We start from the raw sequence: 20,320 nt of genomic DNA, 5'->3' as shown, positions 1-20,320 counted from the left end.
AGAGGACGATTGCCATGAGCAAATACAAGGGAATTCTGCTGGCCGGTGGCTCCGGTACCCGTTTGCACCCCATTACCCTGGGCGTGTCCAAGCAGTCGCTGCCGATCTACGACAAGCCCATGATCTACTATCCGCTGTCCGTGCTGATGCTGGCCGGTATCCAGGAAGTCCTGATCATCTCGACGCCGGCCGACCTGCCCGGCTTCCAGCGCATGCTCGGCGACGGCAGCCATTTCGGCATGCAGCTGAGCTACGCCGAGCAGCCCAGCCCGGACGGTCTGGCCCAGGCCTTCATCATCGGTCGCGAATTCGTCGGCGATGACAACGTCTGCCTGGTCCTCGGCGACAACATCTTCTACGGCCAGCACTTCAGCGAGACGCTGCTCAAGGCTGCCAGCGTGGACAAGGGCGCCACCGTCTTCGGCTACTACGTCGCCGACCCCGAGCGTTTCGGTGTGGTCGAGTTCGACGAGCAGGGCAAGGCCCTGAGCATCGAAGAGAAGCCCAAGAAGCCGAAGTCCAACTACGCCGTCACCGGTCTGTATTTCTACGACAACGACGTGCTGGACATCGCTGCCAACATCAAGCCGTCGCCCCGTGGCGAGCTGGAAATCACCGACGTCAACAACGAGTACCTGCGCCGTGGCTCGCTGAACGTTTCCCTGCTGGGCCGCGGTTTCGCCTGGCTGGATACCGGTACCCACGACGCCCTGCTGGAAGCCGGTCACTTCGTCCAGACCATCGAGAAGCGCCAGGGTCTGAAGGTCGCCTGCCTCGAAGAGATCGCCTTCCAGAAAGGCTGGATTACCTGCGAGCAGATGGCCATGCAGGCCGAAGCCCTGAGCAAGACCGGTTACGGCCAGTACCTGGCGCGGCTGTGCAAGGAGCAGGACTGATGCAGGTCTTCGACACCGCGATCCCGGACGTCAAGCTGATCGAACCCAAGGTCTTCGGTGACGACCGCGGCTTCTTCCTGGAGTCCTTCCAGGCGGAGCGCTATGCCCAGCAGGCGGGGATCACCCTGCCGTTCGTGCAGGACAACCATTCGCGTTCCGCCCGGAACGTGCTGCGTGGTCTGCATTTCCAGCGCAGCAAGCCGCAAGGCAAGCTGGTGCGCGTCGTGCGCGGCGAGGTGCTGGACGTGGCCGTCGACATCCGTCGCGGTTCGTCCACCTTCGGCAACGTGGTCGCCGAGATTCTCTCGGAAGACAACAAGCGCCAGCTCTGGATACCGCCGGGCCTGGCCCACGGCTTCGTGGTGCTGTCGGAAACCGCTGATTTTGAATACAAGTGCACAGATTATTACGATCCCTCTGATGAAGGGTCTTTGATCTGGAATGATCCGGATCTGAATATCGACTGGCGGGTAACGGATCCCATCCTGTCCGCCAAAGATGCACAAGGCCTTCGATTGGCGGAGCTGTATAGATGAAGATACTGGTTACCGGAGCTAACGGTCAGGTCGGACGCTGTCTGACCGATCGTCTTCAGCGTTCAGAACTGGCATGGGAGGCCCATGGACGTGCCACTCTGGATATCGCTGACGAAGGCTCGGTAACCAGCCATCTCGAGCGGTTCGCTCCGGACGTCGTGATCAATGCGGCCGCTTACACGGCGGTCGACAAGGCCGAGCAGGAACCCGAGATCGCCGCCCGCGGCAATATCGAAGGTCCCGCGGTGCTTGCCCAGGCCTGCGGTGCCGCCGGCATCGCCCTGCTGCACCTGTCCACCGACTATGTGTTCGACGGTACCGCCACCGAACCCTATCAGGTCGAGGATCCGGTCAGCCCGTCCGGGGTCTATGGCATGACCAAGCTGGAAGGGGAGAACCGCGTGCTCTCCGCCTGTCCGCGCTCGGTGGTGCTGAGAACCGCCTGGGTGTTCAGCGAACACTGCAACAACTTTCTCAAGACCATGCTGCGGCTCGCTGCCGATCGCGACGAACTGCGGGTGGTGAGCGACCAGGTGGGTTGCCCGACCTACGCCGGTCACATCGCCGATGCGCTGTTGCAGATCGCCGTCCAGGCCGAAGCTCAGCCTGAGCAGACGGCCTATGGCCTCTATCACTTCGGCGGCGACAGCGGCCTGAGCTGGTGCGACTTCGCGCGCTACATCATCGATGCCGGCCAGGAGCTGGGCATGCTGGAGCGGGCGCCGCTCATCACCGGTATCGCCACGTCCGAGTTTCCCACCCTGGCCAAGCGCCCGGCCTATTCCATGCTGGATTCCAGCGCGCTGGAGCAGCACTTCGGCATCCCGCCGAGCGACTGGCGCCAGGGCGTTCGCCAGACCCTGCTGGCGCTCAGGACCGAGCGTGCTCAGGCAGGGTCACTGGTGAGTTGACCGCCTGAACCCTTGCGTTAAGCTCTCCGAATCAAACAGCGGAACAAGGAGGTTCCTCTATGAGATTCATCTGGATAGTGACGTTGCTGGCCCTGTTCGGTCCCTGGGCCAATGCCTGTGAGTCTGGCACGGGTGCTGCAGCCAAGCCTGCCTCGAGCGCCGACCTGGCACCCCTGAACATCAACGTCGCCGACGTCACCGCGCTGCAACGTCTGCGGGGGATAGGGGCCGTCAAGGCACAGGCGATCGTCGACCATCGCCAAGCCCATGGCGCCTTTGTCTCGGTGGACGAGCTGCTCGAGGTCAAGGGCATCGGCAAGGCCCTGCTGCAACGCAACCGCGAACTGCTCAGCGTCGACTGATTTTCGGCAAACTTTAACCGTCTCTCTGCACCTTTTTCCCAAGCCATTGTTTTGGCTGGATTTTTAGGATCTGGCACAAGCATTGCTCTATCTCTGACACGAGTGGGTACGGCGTCAATTTCCCGTGCCAGAGGAGCAGAGCAAATGGTTCAAGGTGTCGAGTTCAATCGGTTGATGCTGGAAATGCGTTCCATGCAGACCGAAGCCATGGCCCGGTCGAAAGCCGTCGTAGCTCCGGCTGCCGGCGCGGAACAGGTCCAGGGCCCGAGCTTCGCCGACATGCTCAGCAAGGCCGTGGGCTCCGTCAACGAGACCCAACAGACCGCCGGTGAGATGGCCAAGGCCTTCGAGATGGGGCAGGGCGGCGTCGACCTCACTCAAGTCATGATCGCTTCGCAGAAGGCCAGTGTCTCCGTGCAGGCCTTGACCCAGGTACGCAACAAGTTCGTTCAGGCGTACCAAGACATCATGCAAATGTCGATTTGAGGACGGTCTAGAAAATGGCTGAAGCTCTCACCAACGCACCCGTCCCGACGACCAGGCCCGAGGCTGAAGACAAGCCCAAGAAGTCGCTGCTGGGTCTCAGCTTTCTCGACAACCTGTCCGACATGCCGCTGCTGCGGCAGATGGGGCTGCTGATCGGCCTGGCCGCCAGCGTCGCCCTGGGCTTTGCCGTGGTGCTCTGGACCCAGCAGCCGGACTATCGGCCGCTGTACACCAGCATGAATGGTCTCGACGCCAATCAGGTGCTGCAGGCCCTGGGCGCGGCCGACATCGGCTACAAGGTCGATCCGAATTCCGGCGCCCTGCTGGTCAAGTCCGACGACCTCGGCCGGGCGCGCATGAAGATGGCCGCAGCCGGCATCACTCCCTCCGATGGCAATGTCGGCTTCGAGCTGCTGGACAAGGAGCAGCCGCTGGGCACCAGCCAGTTTATGGAAGCGGCCAACTATCGTCGCAGCCTGGAAGGCGAACTGGCCCGGACCATCTCCAGTCTCAACGGCATCAAGGGCGCCCGGGTACACCTGGCGATCCCGAAGAGTTCGGTGTTCGTCCGCGACGAGCGCAAGCCGAGCGCTTCTGTGCTGGTCGAGATGTATCCCGGCCGTACCCTGGATTCCGGTCAGGTCATGGCCATCATCAACCTGGTCGCCACCAGCGTGCCGGAACTGGACAAGTCCCAGGTCACCATCGTCGACCAGAAGGGGCAGCTGCTGTCCGACCAGCAGAACATGTCCGAGCTGTCGATCGCCGGCAAGCAACTGGACTACACCCACAAGATGGAAGGCTCCCTGACCCAGCGCGTGCAGAACATCATGCAGCCGGTGGTGGGCAACGGTCGTTTCAAGGCGGAAGTCGCGGCAGACGTGGATTTCAACGCCGTGGAATCGACTGCCGAGCAATTCAATCCCGATCAACCGGCACTGCGCAGCGAGCAGCAGAACAGCGAGCAGCGCCAGACGTCCGGCGGCGGCGCCCAGGGCGTGCCCGGTGCCCTGTCCAACCAGCCGCCCGGTCCGTCCTCGACGCCGGAGAAGGCCGGTGCCCAGGGTGGCGGCGCCAACTACATCGCTCCCGGCCAGCCGCTGCGCGACGCCAACGACCAGTACATCTACGACAGCAAGACCAGCCTGCCGGCGACCCTGCCGTACCCGACCGACAAGCGTGAGCAGAACACCCGTAACTACGAGCTGGACCGCAGCATCAGCTATACCCGTCAGCAGCAGGGCCGTCTGCGTCGACTTTCCGTCGCGGTGGTACTGGACGATCAGGTCAAGGTCGATGCGGCCGGCAAGGTCAGCCATCAGCCCTGGACCCCCGAAGACCTGGCTCGCTTCACCCGTCTGGTGCAGGATGCCGTGGGCTTCGACGCCAGCCGTGGCGACAGCGTGAGCGTGATCAATGCGCCCTTCGCCCCGGTGCAGCAGGAAGAGATCGAGAGCATTCCCTTCTACCAGCAGCCCTGGTTCTGGGGCGTGGTCAAGCAGGCCCTCGGCGTCCTCTTCATCCTGGTGCTAGTCTTTGGGGTGCTGCGTCCGGTGCTGAAGAATCTGTCCGGTGGCAATACCAAGGACGCCGCCGCCCTGGCCGCTGCCGGTGGTGCCGGTGCCCTGGGTGCCGGCGGTCTGGATGGCCTGTCGGACGATCTGGCCGACGACAAGGTGAGCCTGGCCGGTCCGGCACCGCTGTTGCTGCCGAGCCCGAGCGAGGGCTATGACGCTCAACTGACCGCCATCAAGCAGCTGGTCAACGATGATCCGGGCCGTGTCGCCCAGGTAGTGAAGGATTGGATCAATGGCGACGAATGAAGCGCAACTTTCCAAGGTAGAGAAGGCCGCGATCTTCCTCCTGTCGCTGGGCGAGGCCGATGCCGCGCAGATACTGCGCCACATGGGGCCAAAGGAGGTACAGAAGGTCGGTACCGCCATGGCCCAGATGCGCAACGTCAACCGCGAGCAGGTCGAGCGGGTGCTGGGCGACTTCATCGAGGTGGTGGGCGACCAGACCAGTCTGGGCGTGGGCGCCGACGGCTACATCCGCAAGATGCTCACCCAGGCCCTGGGCGAGGACAAGGCCAGCGGCCTGATCGACCGCATCCTGCTGGGCGGCAACACCAGCGGCCTGGACAGCCTGAAGTGGATGGAGCCACGGGCGGTGGCGGATGTGATCCGCTACGAGCACCCGCAGATCCAGGCCATCGTGGTGGCTTACCTGGATCCCGACCAGGCAGCCGAAGTCCTTGGCCACTTCGATCACAAGGTGCGCCTGGACATCGTCCTGCGCGTCTCCTCGTTGAACACCGTGCAACCGGCGGCGCTCAAGGAACTGAACCTGATCCTCGAGAAGCAGTTCTCCGGCAGCGCCAGCACCACCCGTACCGCCCTGGGCGGCGTGAAGCGTGCCGCCGACATCATGAACTACCTGGACAGCTCGGTCGAAGGCCCGCTGATGGACGCGATCCGCGACGCGGATCAGGATCTGTCGGGACAGATCGAGGACCTGATGTTCGTCTTCGACAACCTGTCCGATGTCGACGATCGCGGCATCCAGGCGCTCCTGCGCGAGGTGTCCTCCGATGTGCTGGTGCTGGCGCTCAAGGGCGCCGACGACGGGATCAAGGAGAAATTCTTCCGCAACATGTCCAAGCGCGCGGCCGAGCTGCTGCGCGACGATCTGGAAGCCAAGGGGCCGGTGCGATTGTCCGAGGTAGAGGGGGCGCAGAAAGAGGTGCTCGCCGTGGCCCGCCGCATGGCCGACGCCGGCGAGATCGTGCTCGGTGGCAAGGGCGGCGAGGAAATGGTCTGACGCCTTGCCGGAATTGGCCTGTGCTTTGCTAAGGTCTGGTCAGTAGCGGTTTTCTGACGGACAGGTAATGAGCAAAGAAGCGGCGAGCGAGCTGATCAGGGCGCGGGATCTGGAGACCTTCGACGTCTGGCGACTGCCAGCCTTCGACAGCTTCGACGCACCTGCAGAAATTCCTGTGCCCGCGGCAGTCGAGCCCGAGCCCCAGCCGGAGCCCCAGATCGAAGAGGTCCCGGTCGAAGAGGTCCAGCCGATCACCCTCGAAGAGCTGGAGGCGATCCGCCAGGAGGCCTATAACGAGGGCTTCGGCACCGGCGAGCGCGACGGCTATCATGCCGGCCAGCTCAAGGCGCGCCAGGAAGCCGAGGCGGCCCTGACCGCCCGGCTGGCCAGCCTGGAAACCCTGATGAGCCATCTGCTCGATCCCATCGGCGAACAGGACCAGGCTCTGGAAGCCGGCATGGTGCAGCTGGTCCGGCATATCACCCGCGAGGTCATCCAGCGCGAACTCACGCTAGACTCCAGTCAGTTGGGTCAGGTGGTGCGCACGGCGCTGAAGCTGCTGCCCATGGGTGCCGACAACATCCGCATCCAGGTCAGCCCCCAGGACTTCGAGCTGATGAAGGCCTTGCGTGACCGCCACGAGGAAAAATGGCGCATCCTTGAGGACGAGACCCTGATGCCTGGCGGTTGCCGGATCGAGACCGAGAGCAGCGTCATCGATGCCAGCATCGAGACCCGCCTGACCCAGGCGCTGACCCAGCTGGCCGAACAGCAGCGCCACCAGGCGACCCAGCCCCAGGAAGCCGATCTGCACATCGATATCGAGGATGCCTCCCATGCGTCTTGAGCGTCTGAGTTTCGAACGCCGCCTCAGCGGTTACGATGAAGCCATCCGGGTCGAGCAGCAGCCGGTGATCGAAGGCCGCCTGCTGCGCATGGTCGGTCTGACCCTGGAGGCCGAAGGCCTGCGCGCCGCCGTCGGCAGCCGCTGTCGGCTGATCAATGGCGGTGGCTATCAGCCGGTGGAAGTCGAGGCCGAGGTAATGGGCTTCAACGGCAACAAGACCTTTCTCATGCCGGTGGGCAGCCTGGCCGGCATCGCGCCCGGCGCCCGGGTTGTGCCGGTGCCGGACACCGGTCGCCTGCCGATGGGCATGTCGATGCTGGGGCGCGTACTGGATGGCCTGGGCAACGCCCTGGACGGCAAGGGTCGCATGCGCGCCGAAGACTGGGTGCCGATGGACGGCCCCACCATCAACCCGCTCAAGCGCGAGCCCATCAGCGAGCCCCTGGACGTCGGCATCCGCAGCATCAACGGTTTGCTGACGGTAGGTCGCGGCCAGCGTCTTGGCCTGTTCGCCGGTACCGGCGTGGGCAAGAGCGTGCTGCTCGGCATGATGACCCGGCTGACCAAGGCCGAGATCATCGTGGTCGGGCTGATCGGCGAGCGGGGTCGCGAGGTGAAGGAATTCATCGAGCACATTCTCGGTGAAGAGGGCATCAAGCGGGCGGTGGTCGTGGCCTCGCCGGCGGACGATGCGCCCCTGCTGCGCCTGCGCGCGGCCATGTACTGCACCCGCATCGCCGAATACTTTCGCGACAAGGGCAAGAACGTGCTCCTGCTGATGGATTCCCTGACCCGCTATGCCCAGGCGCAGCGGGAGATCGCCCTGGCCATCGGCGAGCCGCCGGCGACCAAGGGCTACCCGCCGTCGGTGTTCGCCAAGCTGCCGCGCCTGGTGGAGCGGGCCGGCAACGCAGAAAAAGGTGGGGGTTCGATCACCGCGTTTTATACTGTGCTCTCGGAAGGCGACGACCAGCAGGATCCCATCGCCGACTCGGCGCGTGGCGTGCTGGATGGTCACTTCGTGCTGTCGCGGCGGCTGGCCGAGGAAGGGCACTATCCGGCGATCGATATCGAGGCGTCCATCAGCCGGGTCATGCCCCAGGTGGTCAGCCCGGAGCATCTGCGCAACGCCCAGCGCGTCAAGCAGCTCTGGTCGCTCTATCAGCAGGCCAAGGACCTGCTCAGCGTCGGTGCCTATGTGCCCGGCGGGAATGCCGAAACCGATCTGGCGATCGCCCGCTATGCGCCCATGCAGCAGTTCCTGCGCCAGGGCCTGCGCGAAAGCGAGTCGCTGGAGCAGAGTTCCGCCAATCTCCAAGCCGTGTTGGGAGGCTGATAGATCATGAAAGGCAGAGCCGAGCGTCTGGGTCCGGTGGTGGAGATGAGCGAGCGCGACGAGCGCGACGCCGCCCAGCGCCTGGGACAATGCCAGCAGCAACTGGCCCAGGCCGAGTTCAAGCTGGGCGAATTGCAGCGCTATCGCGAGGATTACCAGCAGCGCCTGGTGGTCAACGGCAGCCGTGGCGTCACCGGGCAATGGCTGATCGGCTATCAGCGCTTTCTCAGCCAGCTGGAAGAGGCGATCGGCCAGCAGGAGCGCAACGCCCAGTGGCACCGCGACGTGGTGGCCAAGGCACGCACCCAGTGGCAGGAGCGCTATGCTCGCCTCGAAGGCCTGCGCAAACTGGTCGAGCGCTATCGCCAGGAACAGCGCCAGGTCGAGGACAAGCGTGAACAGAAACAGATGGACGAATACGCCCAGCGGGCGCGCTCGACCTATATTTAGGCCAGGCCCCGCCTTCGTTCCTTCTTTTGGTCAGTGAGAATGCCGATGTTTTCCTCCCATCTCGATCCGGAAACGCTCGCCGCCCTGCGCGACTGCATGGAGGAGGAATACGTCGATCTCATCGAAACCTTTCTGCTCGACTGCGAAGAACGCATCGCCGAACTCAAGCGTAGCGTGATCGGTGGCGATGCCGAGCAGGTTCGCCAGCTGGCGCACAGCTTCAAGGGTAGCGCCGGCAACATGGGCGCCGCGCCCCTGGCCCAGCTGTGTCGGGACGTGGAGGAGGGCGCGCGGCGCCGGGCGACTACCGCCGAACTGGCCATGGGGGTTTCCGCCATGGAGCGCGAATTCGCCATTGTCCGCATCCTGTTCAAGGTCGAGCGCCAACGCTACGCGGGCTGACCTTGTCAAAGCGCTGGCGTTTCTGGCTGGCGCGCAACTTGCTAGATACCCGGAAACCCGTCGTTCGGAGCTCTCCATGGCCGTCGTGCCCGATTTCCTTTTGAATACCGCCACCTCTCCAGCCGGCACCGGCCGGGCGGCGGCCAAGACCCCCTTCCAGGATCGCCCGGCAGCCCAGGAGCGGTTCGCCGATGTCTTCGCCCAGGAGCAGCCGCGTGAGTCGGTGCGCAGCGAAAAGCCGCGCGACGCCAGCGACAGCAAGGCCCCGACCCAGGCGCGCAAGAACGAACCCGGGCGTGCCCGGGATGACGATGACCGAGTGAAGCGCTCCAGCGATGACGACCGCACCGCGGACGCTAAGCCCCAGGCCGACAGCACCGCCAAGAGCGGCGAGCAGTCGGCAGCCGCTACCGACGACAGCGGCAAGACCTTGCCGGTGGCCCAGGGCGAAGACGCCAAGGCACCCGTCGATGCGCTGCTGGATCCGCTGTTCATGTTCGGCATGACCGGCCAGTTCCCGCCACCCGTGGCCACGCCGGCGCCTGCGCCTCAGCTGCCGACCGGGACGGCGGAAGCGACCGCCACCGCCACCACCCAGGCCCTGGATCCGGCCGCGCTGCTGGGCGCTGCCGTGGCTACCGCAGCCCAGGCGACCGCCACGGGTGCGGGGACGGGCGTGACGGCGACCCCGGCCAAGGCCGGCGAGCAGCAGGCCGCGGACGACGGTCTGGCGCAACTGCTGGGCCAGATGCCCCAGGCACAGGGTGACGCCGCCAAGTCCGCCACCAACGCCAACAACCTGGCGGCCACGCAGCTGCAAGGCTTGCTGCCGGCTGATGGCGCCCCCGCTCAGGTGGCGGATCAGGCGGCCAGCGCGGCCCTGGCCGCGACGCTGGACAAGGGCGATGGGCAGGACGCGGCGGTACCGAGCAAGACCGATGCCTTCGCCGACAAACTCACCGCCCTGTCGCAAGCCCTCAGCACGCCCGCCGCGACAGCTCGCCCGGTCACGGCCACGGTGCCTGGCCAGCCGCTCAGCCCGCAGGCGGGCAACTTCAGCGAGGCGGTGGTCGACAAGGTCATGTGGATGTCCAGCCAGAATCTCAAGACCGCCGACATCCAGATGGAGCCGGCGCAACTAGGCAAGCTGGAGGTGCGGATCGACATGACCCAGGACCAGACCCAGGTCACCTTCACCAGTCCCCACGCCGACGTGCGGGAGGCGCTGGACAACGGTAGCCAGCGCCTGCGCGAACTCTTCGCCCAGCAGGGCATGAACCTCGCCAACGTCAACGTTTCCGATCAGTCGTCCGGTCAGGGCTGGCAGCAGTCGCAGCAGGGTGGCCAGAGCGATAATTCGCGTCGCGGTAGCCGCGGCGCGGGCGGGGGCGAGGACGAAGCGGTGGCGAATGTCGCCGAATCCCGCGGCTCGGCGACGCTCGCGGCGCGCAGTCTGGTCGACTACTACGCGTGACAGGCCGCCGGCTGCCAGGTGACAGCCTCGGCCGCACCTGCTATATCCCCTTCGTATCAATAGGTTAGCTGCGTCACCCAACAGGGGTGACGCGCAGCACAGGATTCGGTCGAGCACTTATGGCGAAGAAGCAGGCCCCTGCGGCAGAGGGTGCAGCCGCGGAAGGCAAGGGCAAGGGCAAGCTCAAACTCATCATCATCATCGTCGTGGCCCTGCTGCTGGTCATTGGCGCCTCGGTGGGCGCGACCTGGTTCCTGCTCGGCAAGAAGAGCGCCGAGCCCGAGCATGCCGCGCCGGCCGCCCCGGCGGCACCCGTGCACCTGGCGGCGGTCTACCAGGCGCTGGTGCCGGCCTTCGTGGTCAACTACAACGCCGACGGTCGCCAGCGCTACATGCAGGTCACGGTGACCCTGATGGGGCGCGACCAGGCGCAGATGGATGCGCTCAAGGCGCAATTGCCGCAGGTCCGCAACCAGCTGGTGATGCTGTTTTCCGGCCAGGACTTCAACAGCCTCCTGACGCCGGTGGGCAAGGAGATGCTGCGCCAGCAGGCCACTAGCAAGGTTCAGGAGCTGGCGAAGAAACTGACCGGCCAGACTGCCATCGAACAGGTATTGTTCACCAATCTCGTCCTGCAATAGGTAACGCCATGGCCGTGCAAGATCTGCTCTCTCAGGATGAAATCGATGCCCTGCTGCACGGGGTCGACGATGGCATCGTCGAGACCGAGACCGATGCCGAGCCGGGCACCATCAAGGGCTATGACCTCACCAGCCAGGATCGCATCGTCCGCGGACGCATGCCGACGCTGGAGATGATCAACGAACGCTTCGCCCGCTATACCCGGGTCAGCATGTTCAACCTGTTGCGGCGTTCGGCCGACGTCTCCGTCGGGGGAGTGCAGGTCACCAAGTTCGGTGAATACATCCATTCGCTGTACGTCCCCACCAGCCTCAACATGGTCAAGATGAAGCCGCTGCGCGGTACCGCGCTGTTCATCCTCGATGCGCGGCTGGTATTCAAGCTGGTGGACAACTTCTTTGGCGGTGACGGCCGCCACGCCAAGATCGAGGGCCGTGAATTCACGCCGACCGAACTGCGCGTGGTGCGCATGGTGCTCGACCAGTGCTTCGTCGACCTCAAGGAAGCCTGGGGCGCCATGCTCGACTGCCAGTTCGAATACATGAACTCCGAGGTCAACCCGGCGCTGGCCAACATCGTCAGCCCCAGCGAAGTGGTGGTGGTGAGTACCTTCAACATCGAACTGGATGGCGGTGGCGGCGAACTGCACGTGACCATGCCCTATTCGATGATCGAGCCGATCCGCGAGATGCTCGACGCCGGCTTCCAGTCGGACGTGGACGACCAGGACGAACGCTGGGTCAAGGCCCTGCGCGAGGACCTGCTCGATGTGCGCGTGCCGCTGGAGGCGACGGTTGTCCGGCGCCAACTCAAACTCCGCGATATCCTCAACATGCAGCCCGGCGACGTGATTCCGGTGGAAATGCCGGAGGAGATGCTCATGCGAGCCAACGGCATGCCCACCTTCAAGGTCAAGATGGGCGCACGCAAGGGCAACCTGGCCCTGCAGATTCTCGAACCGGTCAGCCGCGGCCGCTGAGCGACAACCGATTTTTCCGTCCGGGCCGAGGCCCGGCGTAGCACGAGACCCAGACGATGGCAGACAACCCCGAAGAACAAGCCCTGGCGGACGAGTGGGCCGCGGCCCTGGCCGAAGCCGGTGATGCCAGCCAGGACGACATCGACGCCCTGATGGCCCAGGGTACCCAGGTCGAAGCCCCCAAGCCGCCCAAGGCGCCGGTGGAAGAATTTGGTCAGAGCAGTGGGGGTTTGGCAGTGACTGGCATGGAAGGGCCCAACCTGGATGTGATCCTAGACATCCCGGTGACCATCTCCATGGAGGTCGGCCACACCGACATCTCCATTCGCAACCTGCTGCAACTCAACCAGGGCTCGGTCATCGAACTCGACCGTCTGGCCGGCGAGCCGCTGGACGTGCTGGTGAATGGTACGCTGATCGCCCACGGTGAAGTGGTGGTGGTGAACGAGAAGTTCGGGATCCGCCTGACCGACGTCATCAGCCCCACGGAACGTATCAAGAAGCTGCGGTGATCCATGAAGAGTCTGCTCCTGCCGCTGGGTCTCCTGCCCCTGACCGCGCGTGCCGCCGAAGCCACCTCGCCGGGGCTGGATGTGGGGGCGCAGGTCGGCCAGCTGCTGCTCGGCCTGCTGCTGGTGATCGCGCTGATCCTCGGTCTGGCCTGGCTGGTGCGTCGGGTGCAGCAGCAGGGGCCGCGCGGCCAGCAGGTGATCAAGGTGATCTCCACCCAGCACCTGGGCCCGCGCGAGCGGCTGGTGCTGGTGCAGGTCGGCCAGGAGCAGCTGCTGATCGGCGTCGCTGGCGGACGGATCACGCCGCTGCACAGCCTGCGCGAGCCGGTGCGACTCGGCGAGACCGAGGCGCCGGCGCCGGAATTCGCCCAGCGCCTGCTGGAACTCATCAGCCGCGACCCCAAGGCGAAACCATGATCCCTGCGCGTCTACCGGCCGGTCTGGGGCGCACTCTGGGCTGGCTACTGGGCCTGGCCGTGCTGCTGTTCGCGCCCCTGGCGCTGGCGCAGCAGGCCGGGCAGGCCAATCCGCTGTCGATTCCGGCCATTACCCTGAGTACCAACGGCCAGGGGCAGCAGGAGTATTCGGTCAGCCTGCAGATCCTGCTGATCATGACGGCGCTGAGCTTCATTCCAGCGTTCGTCATGTTGATGACCAGCTTCACCCGCATCGTCATCGTCTTCGCCATCCTGCGCCAGGCGCTGGGTCTGCAGACCACGCCGTCCAACCAGGTGCTGGTGGGCATGGCGCTGTTTCTCTCGCTGTTCATCATGGCGCCGGTGTTCGACCGCATCAACACCACCGCCGTGCAGCCCTACCTGAACGAACAACTCAGTGCCCAGGACGCCATCTCCCGTGCCCAGATGCCGATGAAGGACTTCATGCTGGGGCAGACCCGGCAATCGGACCTCGACCTGTTCATGCGGCTGTCCAAGCGCACCGACATTCCCAGTGCCGATCAGGCGCCCTTGTCGATCCTGGTGCCGGCCTTCGTCACCTCCGAACTCAAGACCGCCTTCCAGATCGGCTTCATGATCTTCATTCCCTTCCTGGTCATCGACCTGGTGATCGCCAGCGTGCTGATGGCCATGGGCATGATGATGCTGTCGCCGATGATCATCTCCCTGCCGTTCAAGCTGATGCTGTTCGTCCTGGTGGATGGCTGGGCGCTGATCATGGGTACTCTGGCCAGCAGCTTCGGCACCGTCTAGCGGTGCCCCCTTTGCGTGGAGAAGCGAAATGACCCCTGAAGTCGCCGTCGATCTGTTCCGCCAGGGCCTCTGGCTCACCGCCTTGCTGGTAACGGTGCTGGTGGTGCCGAGTCTGATCGTCGGCCTGATCGTAGCGGTCTTCCAGGCGGCGACCCAGATCAACGAACAGACGCTGAGCTTTCTGCCGCGGCTGATCGTCACCCTGCTGACGCTGATCGTGCTGGGTCCCTGGATGGTCCGGCAGCTCATGGAGTTCATCCAGACCTCGGTCGCCAACATCCCGCGGCTGATCGGCTAGCCCATGCTCGCCCTCAGCGACGCCCAGATCGGCGGCTGGGTCGGCAGCTTCCTGTTTCCGCTGTTTCGCATCGCCGCGCTGCTGATGACCATGCCGATCATCGGCACCACGCTGGTCCCGGTGCGGGTGCGGATGTACCTGGCCCTGGCCTTGAGTCTGGTGCTGGTGCCGACCCTGCCGCCGATGCCGCAGGTGGATGCCATCAGCGCCCAGGCTTTGCCGCTGATCGTCGAGCAGATCCTCATCGGCGCGGTGATGGGCTTCAGCCTGCAGCTGTTCTTCCATGTCTTCGTGGTGGCGGGGCAGATCATCTCGACCCAGGCGGGCCTGAGCTTCGCGTCCATGATCGACCCGGTCAACGGCGCCTCGGCGCCGGTGATGGGCCAGTTCTTCACCATGCTGGTGACACTGCTGTTCCTGGCCATGAACGGCCACCTGGTGGTGTTCGAGATCCTCGCCGAAAGCTTCGTCACCCTGCCGGTGGGGGATACCCTGAGCGTCGAGCACTTCTGGCAGGTCGCCGGGCGGCTGGGCTGGGTATTGGGCGCCGGCATCCTGCTGGTGCTGCCAGCCATCACCGCGCTGCTGGTGGTCAACATCGCCTTCGGCATCATGACCCGCGCAGCACCGCAGCTGAACATCTTTTCCGTCGGCATGCCGTTGATCGTGGTGCTGGGCATGGTCATCGTCTGGCTCGGCACCGCCGACATCCTCTCCCACTATGAAAGTCTCGCCACCGAGGCGCTGCAATGGCTGCGCGAACTGGCCCGAGAACGCTAGGAGATACGCCACATGGCTGAATCCGATGGCGAAGACCGCACAGAAGACCCCACGGAGAAACGCAAGCGTGATTCCCGGGAGGAGGGTCAGCTCCCGCGATCACGCGAACTCGGCACGGTGGCGGTCATGCTCTCGGGAGTCGGCGGCCTGCTGATGTATGGCGCCTTTCTGGGCGGCAAGCTGCTAGAGGTGATGCGCAGCAACTTCTCCCTGCGGCGGGAGGAGGTCATGGACGAGCGCTTCATGGGCACCTTCCTGCTGGCCTCGGGCAAGGCGGCGATGATCGGCATGCTGCCGATGATCGCCCTGGTGGTGATCGCCGCCATCATTGGTCATATCGCCCTGGGTGGCTTCCTGTTCTCCGGCAAGGTGCTGGCGCCCAAGCCGAGCCGGATGAATCCCATGTCCGGCATCGCCCGGATGTTTTCCAAGCATTCCCTGGTGGAGCTGCTCAAGGCGCTGGGCAAGTTCTTCATCATCCTGGGCGTGTCGGTGATGGTGCTGATGAGCGAACGCACGGCGCTGCTGCAGATCGCCAAGCTGCCGACCGAGCAGGCGCTGCTGCACAGCATGCAGGTGGTGGGGCATGCCACCCTGCTGCTGGCCATGGGGCTGCTGATCATCGCCGCGGTGGACGTGCCCTTCCAGATCCTCAGCAATCGCAAGAAGCTGATGATGACCAAGCAGGAGATCAAGGACGAGTACAAGGACAGCGAGGGCAAGCCCGAGGTCAAGGGCAAGATTCGCCAGATGCAGCGACAGATGGCGCAGCGACGGATGATGGCCGAGGTGCCCAACGCCGATGTGGTCATCACCAACCCGACCCACTTCGCCGTGGCGCTCAAGTACGATGCGGCCAAGGGTGGGGCGCCGGTGCTGGTGGCCAAGGGCAGCGATTTCACCGCATTGAAGATCCGCGAGATCGCCCAGGAGCACCAGGTCTCGCTGCTGGAGTCGCCGGGGCTGGCGCGGGCGGTGTATTTCTCCACCGAAGTGGACCAGGAGATTCCGGCCGGGCTCTACGTCGCCGTGGCCCAGGTCCTGGCCTATGTCTATCAGCTCAGGCAGTTCCGCGCCGGACGCGGGCGCAAGCCCAAGCTGTCCGATCTGCCCATCCCGCCGGATCTGCGGCGGGATGAGGAGGGGAAGGCGCCTACTTGATGACGCCGCAGGCGACGCGCGCGCCGCCACCGCCCAGCGGCTTGGGCTGGTCGGCATAGTTGTCGCCACCGGCATGCACCATCAGCGCATGGCCCTTGAGTTCTTCGAGGCGCTTGAGGCGCGGCGCCAGCACCGGCTGGGTGGCCTGGCCGTCGGCAGTCACATAGAGCGCCGGCAATTCGCCCAGGTGGCCGTCGTCCGACCAGGGCGCGCTGTGCTTGCCGGTGTTGCGCGGATCCAGATGGCCACCCGCGGCGCCACCCGCGGTCAGGGTGCCATTCACCTCGGCCGCGCCGCAGTTGGGCTTGGTATGGACATGGAAGCCATGGATGCCGGGCTCCAGGCCCTTGAGGTCGGGCGTGAACACCAGGCCGTACTTGGAACGGGTCACCTGCACGCTGCCGACGCTTTCGCCCACACCGTCGGTCGTGACCTTGTTCAGCGGGATCGTCAGGGATTCGGCCGCCTGGGCGGTTCCGGCCAGGCAGGTAGCCAACAGCGTCGCGGTCCAGATTTTCATGATGATGTTCCTCGGATAGGCGCGCTAGCGCGGGTCCCTAGACAGACTCATGGCCTCCGCCCACGGTTCAGCCGACGGATCCGGTGATCCGTAACCAGTCCTGTATCACCCCAGGGAAAACCTCGCTGATTCAAGGTCTTGAGCAGTTGGCCCGGAGCTTGCTCAAGCCCCTGCGAACAGTGCGCTGCGTCAACTTTCCGTGACGACGGCACCGGCAAGCGAGGAATGGGTGTGAAAGTCGACAAATCCATGATGATGGGCAACATGCGCGGTCTGGCTCGCGGCAACCTGGGCGTGCCGCTGGCCGTCCTGGCGATGCTCGCCATGATGACCTTGCCGATGCCGCCGTTCCTGCTGGACGTGCTGTTCACCTTCAACATCGCCCTGTCGATCGTGGTCCTGCTGGTCAGCGTCTACGCCCTGCGGCCGCTGGACTTCGCGGTCTTCCCGACCATCCTGCTGGTGTCGACCCTGCTGCGCCTGGCGCTGAACGTGGCCTCGAGCCGCGTCGTGCTGCTGCACGGCCAGGACGGCCACGATGCCGCGGGCAAGGTCATCCAGGCCTTCGGCGAGGTGGTGGTCGGCGGCAACTACGTGGTCGGTGCGGTGGTGTTCGCCATCCTCATGATCATCAACTTCGTAGTGGTGACCAAGGGTGCCGGCCGTATCTCCGAGGTGTCGGCGCGTTTCACCCTGGACGCCATGCCCGGCAAGCAGATGGCCATCGACGCCGACCTCAATGCCGGCATCATCGACCAGGTCGAAGCCAAGAAGCGTCGGACCGAAGTGGGCCAGGAAGCCGACTTCTACGGTTCCATGGACGGTGCCAGCAAATTCGTCCGCGGCGACGCCGTCGCCGGTCTGCTGATCCTCTTCATCAACCTCATCGGCGGCATGGCCATCGGCATGGCCCAGCACGGTCTGCCGTTCGGCGAAGCGGCGCGCATCTACGCCCTGCTGACCATCGGTGACGGCCTGGTCGCCCAGGTCCCCTCGCTGCTGCTGTCGGTCGCCGCGGCCATCATGGTGACCCGGGTGTCCTCGGCCGAGGACATGGGCCAGCAGGTCAATCGTCAGATGTTCGCCTCGCCCAAGGCGCTGGCGGTCTCGGCCTTCATCATCATCGCCATGGGCCTGGTCCCGGGCATGCCGCACCTGCCGTTCCTCGGCCTGGGCGGTGGCGCCGCCGCCGGTGCCTGGCTGATCTACAAGCGCCAGCGCCAGGCCAAGCAGACCGCCGAAGTGGAGGCCAAGAAGCAGCAGGACCTGGCGCCCGTGCAGCGTCCGGCCGAGGCCAAGGAGCTGGGCTGGGATGACGTGACCCCGGTGGACATGGTCGGTCTGGAAGTCGGTTACCGGCTGATCCCCATGGTCGATCGCAACCAGGGTGGCCAGTTGCTGGCGCGGATCAAGGGCGTGCGCAAGAAGCTGTCCCAGGACCTCGGCTTCCTCATGCCGTCGGTGCACATCCGCGACAACCTGGACCTGCTGCCCAACGCCTATCGTCTGACTTTGATGGGCGTCAGCGTGGCCGAGGCCGAGATCTATCCGGATCGCGAACTGGCCATCAACCCCGGTCAGGTCTACGGCTCCCTCAACGGCGTCGCCGCCAAGGATCCGGCATTCGGTCTGGAGGCCGTCTGGATCGACGTCACCCAGCGCGACCAGGCCCAATCCCTCGGCTACACCGTGGTCGATGCCAGCACCGTGGTCGCCACGCACCTCAACCAGGTGCTCTTCAAGCACGCCCACGAGCTGATCGGTCACGAGGAAGTCCAGCAATTGCTGCAGGTGCTGGCCAAGAGTTCGCCCAAGCTGGCCGAAGAACTGGTGCCCGGCATCGTCTCCCTCTCGACCCTGCTCAAGATCCTCCAGCAGCTGCTGCAGGAGCAGGTGCCAGTCCGCGACATCCGTACCATCGCCGAAGCCATCGCCAACGTCGGTCCGCGGAGTCAAGATCCCGCCGCCATCGCCGGTGCCGTACGGGTCGCGCTGTCCCGCGCGATCGTCCAGAACATCGTGGGAATGGAGCCTGAGCTGCCTGTTATCACCCTTGAGCCAAGGTTGGAACAGATGTTGCTAAGTAGTATGCAGAAGGCCGGTCAAGGCGCCGAGGACGGCATGTTCCTCGAGCCTGGCATGGCTGAAAAACTGCAGCGTTCCCTTATCGAGGCAGCGCAGCGTCAGGAAATGATGGGTAAGCCAGTGGTGCTGCTGGTAGCCGGTGCGATCCGCGGGATGATGTCCCGCTTCGCGCGGATGGCGGCACCGAACATGAGTGTTCTGGCCTACCAGGAAATTCCGGACAACAAGCAGGTCACCATCGTCGCTACCGTTGGCCAGAATGGCTGAGGTCTAGATCATGCAAGTCAAACGTTTCTTCGCTGCCGATATGCGTCAAGCCATGAAGCTGGTACGCGACGAGCTGGGTCCGGATGCCGCCATCCTCAGCAACCGCCGGGTCGCCGGCGGGGTCGAGCTGACCGCGGCGCTGGACTATCAGGCTCCGGCACCGGCTGCGCCCAACGCGGAGCTGCAGGCGGAGTTGCGCAAGACCCATGCGAAGATCGCCCAGGCCCATGCCGACCTCAGTATCCGTGCACCGGGCGTGCCCTCGGCCGCGCCGAAGGACAAGCAGCTGCTGGGCGCCATCAGCGCTGCCGACAGCCGTCGCGAGCCGGTGATCGCCCCGCCGCGTGCCCCTCAGCCCGCCGCCGCGGCGCCTGCCGCCAGTGCCGTGCCGGAAGACCGCCGCGCCCTGGAAGCCATGCGCAGCGAACTCAGTGGCCTGCGTGAACTGCTGGAAGTCCAGCTCGGTTCCATGGCCTGGACCCAGGTGCAGTCCACCCGTCCGCAACAGGCCGGCCTCTGGCGCCGTCTGCAGCGCATGGGCCTGCCCGCCGATCTGGCCCGCCACCTACTCGACAGCGTGGCCAAGATCCAGGATCCGCGGCATGCCTGGCGCATGCTGCTGGCCAATTTCGCCCAGCTGGCCAAGACCACCGACGCCAAGATCCTGGAGGAGGGCGGTGTCGTCGCCTTCGTCGGTCCGGCCGGCATGGGCAAGACCACCACCCTGGCCAAGCTCGCCGCCAACTACGTGCTCAAGTACGGCCCCCAGAGTCTGGCGCTGGTCAGCATGGACAGCTTCCGCATCGGTGCCCAGGAGCAGATCAAGACCCTCGGCCGCATCCTCGACGTGCCGGTCACTCTGGTCGATCCGGGCCAATCCCTGGCCCAGGCGCTGGCACCCCTGGCGCGCAAGCGCCTGGTACTGATCGACACCGCGGGCATGCCCGCCAATGATCCGGCGCTCAAGGTGCAGCTCGAAGCCCTGGCCAACCGCCAGCTGAAGATTCGCAACTACCTGGTACTGGGTGTCACCAGCCAGAGCCAAGTGCTCAAGGCGGCCTACCACAGCTACCGGCGCTGCGGCCTGAGCGGCTGCGTGCTGACCAAGCTGGACGAAGCCGCCAGCCTCGGCGAAGCCCTGGGCCTGGCCATCAGCCAGCGCCTGCCGGTGGCCTACATCGCCGACGGCCCGCGCATCCCGGACGACCTGCATCTGGCCCGCAGCCACCAGCTGGTGAGCCGCGCCGTGAGCCTGCAGGCGCCCGAGGAGCCGAGCGAAGAAACCATGGCCGGCATGCTTGCCGGCCTGTATCAAGGCAATGCCCGCCGCGCCGGTTAGCGCAGA

23 protein-coding genes are annotated in these 20,320 nt (G+C 65.1%); 22 read left to right on the top strand and 1 reads right to left on the bottom strand.

Annotated elements, in window-relative coordinates:
• Positions 1-14 precede the first annotated feature (14 nt).
• From rfbA to flhB, 20 genes are all read left to right on the top strand, one after another.
• Positions 15-896, top strand: a complete 882-nt coding sequence (rfbA, locus tag PVZ77_RS16605) for a glucose-1-phosphate thymidylyltransferase RfbA (RefSeq protein ID WP_133862404.1) — start codon at positions 15-17, stop codon at positions 894-896.
• On the top strand, positions 896-1,432 hold the full coding sequence (rfbC, locus tag PVZ77_RS16600; protein WP_273807636.1) for a dTDP-4-dehydrorhamnose 3,5-epimerase: 537 nt from the start codon (positions 896-898) through the stop codon (positions 1,430-1,432). The genes rfbA and rfbC overlap by 1 nt, the downstream gene beginning before the upstream one ends.
• Positions 1,429-2,343, top strand: a complete 915-nt coding sequence (gene rfbD, locus PVZ77_RS16595; protein ID WP_273807635.1) for a dTDP-4-dehydrorhamnose reductase — start codon at positions 1,429-1,431, stop codon at positions 2,341-2,343. The genes rfbC and rfbD overlap by 4 nt, the downstream gene beginning before the upstream one ends.
• A gap of 59 nt (positions 2,344-2,402) precedes the next feature.
• Entirely contained in the window at positions 2,403-2,705 is a 303-nt protein-coding gene (locus PVZ77_RS16590) for a ComEA family DNA-binding protein (RefSeq protein ID WP_273807633.1), read from the top strand.
• A gap of 144 nt (positions 2,706-2,849) precedes the next feature.
• Positions 2,850-3,191 carry a flagellar hook-basal body complex protein FliE gene (gene fliE / locus PVZ77_RS16585; RefSeq protein WP_273807632.1) on the top strand — a complete coding sequence of 114 codons (342 nt, stop codon included), beginning with the start codon at positions 2,850-2,852 and terminating at the stop codon, positions 3,189-3,191.
• A 14-nt stretch (positions 3,192-3,205) separates the two neighbouring features.
• On the top strand, positions 3,206-5,014 hold the full coding sequence (fliF, locus tag PVZ77_RS16580) for a flagellar basal-body MS-ring/collar protein FliF (RefSeq protein ID WP_273807631.1): 1,809 nt from the start codon (positions 3,206-3,208) through the stop codon (positions 5,012-5,014).
• The gene (gene fliG / locus PVZ77_RS16575; protein ID WP_133862399.1) at positions 5,001-6,011 is read left to right on the top strand and encodes a flagellar motor switch protein FliG; all 1,011 of its coding nucleotides are present in this window, start codon (positions 5,001-5,003) and stop codon (positions 6,009-6,011) included. Before fliF ends, fliG begins: the two co-directional genes overlap by 14 nt.
• 67 nt (positions 6,012-6,078) lie before the next feature.
• On the top strand, positions 6,079-6,858 hold the full coding sequence (gene fliH, locus PVZ77_RS16570; protein WP_273807629.1) for a flagellar assembly protein FliH: 780 nt from the start codon (positions 6,079-6,081) through the stop codon (positions 6,856-6,858).
• Entirely contained in the window at positions 6,848-8,194 is a 1,347-nt protein-coding gene (gene fliI / locus PVZ77_RS16565) for a flagellar protein export ATPase FliI (protein WP_017642072.1), read from the top strand. The genes fliH and fliI overlap by 11 nt, the downstream gene beginning before the upstream one ends.
• Positions 8,195-8,200: 6 nt before the next feature.
• Positions 8,201-8,644, top strand: coding sequence for a flagellar export protein FliJ (gene fliJ / locus PVZ77_RS16560; protein ID WP_133862397.1), 444 nt, complete (start codon positions 8,201-8,203; stop codon positions 8,642-8,644).
• A gap of 45 nt (positions 8,645-8,689) precedes the next feature.
• Entirely contained in the window at positions 8,690-9,046 is a 357-nt protein-coding gene (locus tag PVZ77_RS16555) for an Hpt domain-containing protein (RefSeq protein WP_158889348.1), read from the top strand.
• 76 nt (positions 9,047-9,122) lie between these two features.
• Entirely contained in the window at positions 9,123-10,520 is a 1,398-nt protein-coding gene (locus tag PVZ77_RS16550) for a flagellar hook-length control protein FliK (protein WP_273807627.1), read from the top strand.
• A gap of 119 nt (positions 10,521-10,639) precedes the next feature.
• Positions 10,640-11,161 carry a flagellar basal body-associated protein FliL gene (gene fliL, locus PVZ77_RS16545; RefSeq protein WP_027597975.1) on the top strand — a complete coding sequence of 174 codons (522 nt, stop codon included), beginning with the start codon at positions 10,640-10,642 and terminating at the stop codon, positions 11,159-11,161.
• Between the two features lie 8 nt (positions 11,162-11,169).
• Positions 11,170-12,141, top strand: a complete 972-nt coding sequence (gene fliM, locus PVZ77_RS16540) for a flagellar motor switch protein FliM (protein WP_017642077.1) — start codon at positions 11,170-11,172, stop codon at positions 12,139-12,141.
• A 56-nt stretch (positions 12,142-12,197) separates the two neighbouring features.
• Complete coding sequence (gene fliN, locus PVZ77_RS16535) at positions 12,198-12,653, top strand: flagellar motor switch protein FliN (RefSeq protein ID WP_133862393.1); 456 nt, start codon at positions 12,198-12,200, stop codon at positions 12,651-12,653.
• A gap of 3 nt (positions 12,654-12,656) precedes the next feature.
• A complete protein-coding gene (gene fliO, locus PVZ77_RS16530) occupies positions 12,657-13,070 on the top strand; it encodes a flagellar biosynthetic protein FliO (RefSeq protein ID WP_133862392.1) in 414 nt (137 codons plus the stop codon).
• Positions 13,067-13,864: a flagellar type III secretion system pore protein FliP gene (gene fliP, locus PVZ77_RS16525; RefSeq protein ID WP_273807626.1), complete on the top strand. Its 798-nt coding sequence runs from the start codon at positions 13,067-13,069 to the stop codon at positions 13,862-13,864. The genes fliO and fliP overlap by 4 nt, the downstream gene beginning before the upstream one ends.
• A gap of 28 nt (positions 13,865-13,892) precedes the next feature.
• Positions 13,893-14,162 carry a flagellar biosynthesis protein FliQ gene (gene fliQ, locus PVZ77_RS16520; RefSeq protein ID WP_093254840.1) on the top strand — a complete coding sequence of 90 codons (270 nt, stop codon included), beginning with the start codon at positions 13,893-13,895 and terminating at the stop codon, positions 14,160-14,162.
• 3 nt (positions 14,163-14,165) lie between these two features.
• Positions 14,166-14,942, top strand: coding sequence for a flagellar biosynthetic protein FliR (fliR, locus tag PVZ77_RS16515; RefSeq protein WP_273807624.1), 777 nt, complete (start codon positions 14,166-14,168; stop codon positions 14,940-14,942).
• Between the two features lie 12 nt (positions 14,943-14,954).
• Positions 14,955-16,103, top strand: a complete 1,149-nt coding sequence (gene flhB / locus PVZ77_RS16510; protein WP_273807623.1) for a flagellar biosynthesis protein FlhB — start codon at positions 14,955-14,957, stop codon at positions 16,101-16,103.
• Here the strand turns inward: flhB and sodC are convergent.
• On the bottom strand, positions 16,096-16,623 hold the full coding sequence (gene sodC, locus PVZ77_RS16505) for a superoxide dismutase [Cu-Zn] SodC (RefSeq protein WP_273807622.1): 528 nt from the start codon (positions 16,621-16,623) through the stop codon (positions 16,096-16,098). The two genes, flhB and sodC, sit on opposite strands and share 8 nt — an antisense overlap.
• Positions 16,624-16,872: 249 nt before the next feature.
• Here sodC and flhA point away from each other — a divergent pair, with 249 nt between their 5' ends.
• Both flhA and flhF read left to right on the top strand, forming a co-directional pair.
• On the top strand, positions 16,873-18,975 hold the full coding sequence (gene flhA / locus PVZ77_RS16500) for a flagellar biosynthesis protein FlhA (RefSeq protein WP_252977320.1): 2,103 nt from the start codon (positions 16,873-16,875) through the stop codon (positions 18,973-18,975).
• A 10-nt stretch (positions 18,976-18,985) separates the two neighbouring features.
• Positions 18,986-20,314: a flagellar biosynthesis protein FlhF gene (gene flhF, locus PVZ77_RS16495; RefSeq protein WP_273807621.1), complete on the top strand. Its 1,329-nt coding sequence runs from the start codon at positions 18,986-18,988 to the stop codon at positions 20,312-20,314.
• Positions 20,315-20,320: the final 6 nt, after the last annotated feature.

The sequence above is a fragment of the Pseudomonas sp. SHLD1 genome (assembly GCF_028640935.1).
Lineage (GTDB): Bacteria > Pseudomonadota > Gammaproteobacteria > Pseudomonadales > Pseudomonadaceae > Chryseomonas > Chryseomonas aestiva.
Note: the sequence above shows the minus strand (reverse complement) of the source record. Positions and strands in the feature narration are given on the sequence as shown.